Annotated in this window: 5 protein-coding genes; 2 read left to right on the top strand and 3 right to left on the bottom strand. The window is 67.0% G+C overall.

Annotated features, from left to right (window positions below):
- Positions 1-16 precede the first annotated feature (16 nt).
- Positions 17-727 carry an SDR family oxidoreductase gene (locus tag ACNPNP_RS03615; RefSeq protein WP_448964697.1) on the bottom strand — a complete coding sequence of 237 codons (711 nt, stop codon included), beginning with the start codon at positions 725-727 and terminating at the stop codon, positions 17-19.
- Positions 728-762: 35 nt separating this feature from the next.
- A complete protein-coding gene (locus ACNPNP_RS03610; protein WP_448964696.1) occupies positions 763-1,836 on the bottom strand; it encodes an alkene reductase in 1,074 nt (357 codons plus the stop codon).
- Between the two features lie 156 nt (positions 1,837-1,992).
- Here ACNPNP_RS03610 and ACNPNP_RS03605 point away from each other — a divergent pair, with 156 nt between their 5' ends.
- A complete protein-coding gene (locus tag ACNPNP_RS03605; RefSeq protein ID WP_448964695.1) occupies positions 1,993-2,604 on the top strand; it encodes a TetR/AcrR family transcriptional regulator in 612 nt (203 codons plus the stop codon).
- A complete protein-coding gene (locus ACNPNP_RS03600) occupies positions 2,601-3,137 on the top strand; it encodes a PaaI family thioesterase (protein WP_448964694.1) in 537 nt (178 codons plus the stop codon). The genes ACNPNP_RS03605 and ACNPNP_RS03600 overlap by 4 nt, the downstream gene beginning before the upstream one ends.
- Before the next feature lie 6 nt (positions 3,138-3,143).
- Here the strand turns inward: ACNPNP_RS03600 and ACNPNP_RS03595 are convergent.
- Positions 3,144-3,763, bottom strand: a 620-nt coding sequence (locus ACNPNP_RS03595) for a strictosidine synthase (protein WP_448964693.1), incomplete at its 5' end; no start/stop codon positions are given.

The raw sequence follows: 3,763 nt of genomic DNA, 5'->3' as shown, positions 1-3,763 counted from the left end.
CGCCCGCGTCGTCACTCTACTTTGCGGCGAGCTGCGGGTAGAGCGCCTCGAGCGGAGCCGAGAGACCCGCTTTGACGTTCACCGATGTGTCGTCGGCGAGCACCTCGTACTCGCCGGCCTCGGTGGCGTCGAGCACCTTGGCGACGAGCACGGCGGGGTCGAGCTTCGGGTCGGTGGTGTGCGCGGCCATCGCGGTGTCGACCCAACCGACGTGAACTCCCACGACCTGGACACCTGCAGGCTGGAGCTCGAGTCGGAGCGAGTTCGTCGCCGACCACAGTGCCGCCTTGGTCGCCGAGTAGATGCCCGCGACGGCGTACCAGCTCAGAGCCGAGTGGATGTCGATGATCGCCGTCTCGCCGCCGTGCGCCGCGAGCACGGGAGCGAACGCGCGCGCAAGGAAAAGCGGACCGAGGAAGTTGGTCTCGACGTTCCGGCGGATCTCCTCGTCGGTGTGGGTGAGGATGCCGGGGGACGATGTGGATGCGCCGGCATTGTTGACCAGCACGGTCACGTCGGGTGCGGCTTCGACGGCCGCGCGAATGGACTCGGCATCCGTGACGTCGAGGGCGAGAGGGACGATCCGCTCGTCATCCCATTCGCGAGGGCTGCGGGCGGTGGCGTAGACCTTCGCCGCGCCGCGGGCGAGTGCTTCGCGGACGAAGTGGGTTCCGATGCCGCCGTTCGCGCCGGTGACGAGGACGATGGCGCCGTTCAATGAAGTCATGATGTGTGTTCTTCTTCCTGGTCGGATCGGCGTGGTCAGGCGTTCGTGAGGACGGGGTAGTCGGTGTAGCCGGTCGCACCGCCTGTGTAGAGGGTGGCCGGATCGACGTCGTTGAACGGCAGATCGCCCCGCAGGCGCTCCACGACGTCGGGGTTCGCGAGGGCGAACCGGCCGAGGGGCTCGACGTCGGCAAGGCCCGCCTCGATGTCGGCGGCGATGCCTTCGCGTTCCCGGCCGTAGCGGACGACGAGCACGACGGTCGGCCAGACATCGCGGAACGACCGCAGCAGTTCATCGTCACCCAGGTGGTGCACGTGCAGGTACGCGAGATTCAACGGCGCGAGTTCGCCGACCAAGTGACGATACTGCGCACGCACCGCCTCGGTGTCGCCTTCGACGAGTCCGCCGAGCGGGAAAGCGGGGGAGATGCGGATGCCGGTGCGGTCGGCGCCGATCTCGTCGGCGACAGCCGCCGCGACCTCGACGACGAACCGGGCCCGATTCTCGATCGACCCGCCGTACTGGTCCGTGCGCTCATTGGCGTTCGGGGAGAGGAACTGGTGCAGGAGGTACCCATTGGCGGCGTGGATCTCGACGCCGTCGGCGCCGGCTGCGATCGCGGATGCCGCAGCATGACGGAACTCGCCGATGACGTTCTGGATCTCCTCCGTGCGGAGCGCGCGCGGGACGGGTGTCGTCTTGGGGCCTTCGGCGGTGTACATCGTCTGCTCGGCCGAGATCGCCGACGGGGCGACGGGCTGGCGGTGATGAGATGTGTTGTCGGGGTGCGAGATGCGGCCGGCGTGCATCAGCTGGATGAACAGGTGCCCGCCGTTCGTGTGCACCTCATCGGCGACCTCGCGCCATCCCTCGACGTGCCCCGGCGTGTAGATGCCGGGGGTGTTGAAGTATCCCTGTCCGTCGGCAGACGGCTGGACGCCCTCGGTGATCAGGAGTCCCAGTGAAGCGCGTTGCGCGTAGTAGGTCGCGGTGTGCGCGCCAGGAGTGCCGTCGGCATTCGCACGATTGCGTGTCATCGGCGCCAGCGCGAGTCGATGCGCGAGTTCGATGCGGCCGAGAGTGAGCGGCTGCCAGAGGGACGAAGTCATAACAGGTGGGATTCCTTTGCAACGGACGGACCGCCACTGTCCCAGAAGCTCAGCCGGGTGGCCGGGCAACGGCGTGGGAGAATGATCGGAGCCACCCCACCCGACAGTGACTATACTCATAACTGAGGCAAGTCATAGTTTATTCCAGGAGGATCAATGCCAGTGGCTCCACAGCCGCTCGGGCGGCGCGAGCGGAACAAGCAGGCCAAACTCGAGCGCATCACTGCTGCCGCCGGTGCATTGTTCGCGAAGCACGGTGTCGATGAGGTCACCACGCAGCAGATCGCGGAAGCGGCCGACATCGGCACCGGCACGCTGTTCCTCTACGCGAAGACCAAGGGCGAGCTGCTGCTGCTCGTGCAGAACGCCCACTACACCGAGGCTCTGGAACGCGGGCGCGCTGCGGCGGCCGACGCGGCGAGCGCCTTGGACGGCGTCATGGCGTTGGTCTCCGCGATCGTCGATTGCAATCGCACGCAGGTGGAGAACGGTCGCACCTACCTGCGTGAGATGGTCTTCGGTGATCCTGCCGAGCCTCGTCACGCCGAAGCGCTGATGATCGTGGCACAGACCGAGCAGGTGTACTCCGACATCCTGATCGACCGAGCGAAGGTGGCACCCGCGGAGGGGCCGTCGTTGGCCCGGGCGATCTCGGCCATCATGTTCCTCGAGATGGGGTCGAGTCTGAACGTCGACGCAAGCCGTGCAGAGATCCTGGCGAGCATCCGCACGCAGGTCGCCGCCATCTTGCCCGGGGAGCACTCATGACCGACTCCGACGCCGCGTCCTCGACCGAACGAACGCGCACGCTCAACTACCGGGTACCGGGGCGTGACAAGCGCGCCCTCTTCTCCCGCACAGGTCTCGAGCAGCTGCGGGCGGTCGCATCGGGCGAGGTCCCGCCGCCGCCCATCAGCAGTCACATCGGGCTCGACTTCGTCACAATCGATGACGGAGACGTCGTGATGACGGCGGTGCCGGACGAATCGCACTACAACCCGATCGGCTCGGTGCACGGCGGGTTCTTCGCCACCGTGCTCGATTCGGTGTGCGGATGCGCCGTCCATTCGACGCTGCCCGCCGGCGTCGGATACACGAGCCTCGAGATCAAGGTGTCGTTCCTTCGCCCGATCACGGCAGACACCGGACAGGTGACCGCGCACGGATGGGTGACCCGCCGCGGGCGCAGCGCCTCGTTCGCCGAGGCGGACATCCGCGACAGCGAAGGTCGTGTGCTTGCGACAGCATCCAGCACCTGCCTGATTATCCAGCCAGGCCCGCTCCCGAGCCCGGTCGCGTAAGCCGATTCAGTCCTCGTAGCGGGGCAGGATCTCGCTGTCCCTGACGTAGGTGAGCGCAGCCTCCACGTCGTAGGCGTGAATGGCCGAGACATGCGGCGCGAGCATCTCCGTGAGTGCTGCCGTGTGGGTCGTGTAGAACGCGTCGCGGGCGGCGTCGTCGGCGAAACCGAGCACGACGGATGCGTGCAGGTGCTGATCGTCGGGGTTGTCGTGGGCGACGTTCGGGGTGTCCCAGGTGGCCTTGGTCCACGGCAGGAAGATCTGCGTGCGCAGTTCCTTCAGTCCGCCCGTTGCGATGAGCGCCGGGGTGAGTTCCTTCTTGAAGAACCTGTGGAACCCGATCGTGCCCTCATCGTCACCGCGGCGCAGGTAGATGATCGCACGCGAGCCCGGCTTCTCACCGGGGGCGACGTCGAACCAGCGTGAGGTTCCGGGAGGGCCCGCGTGCAGCAGCGTGCGGCGGAAGATGTTGACCTCATCCTCATACGCGAGCGCAGTCTGCGCGCGACCGGCGAGAGGCGATAGCGCATTCTCGAAGGTGACCTCCGCGATGCCGTCGATCTTGCGATCTGCGGGGATGCTCGTCTCGATACCGGCGGTGGGCGGCCCCCGCCCCGGATTCTGTT

This window comes from Microbacterium xerophyticum (genome assembly GCF_053543555.1).
Note: the sequence above shows the minus strand (reverse complement) of the source record. Positions and strands in the feature narration are given on the sequence as shown.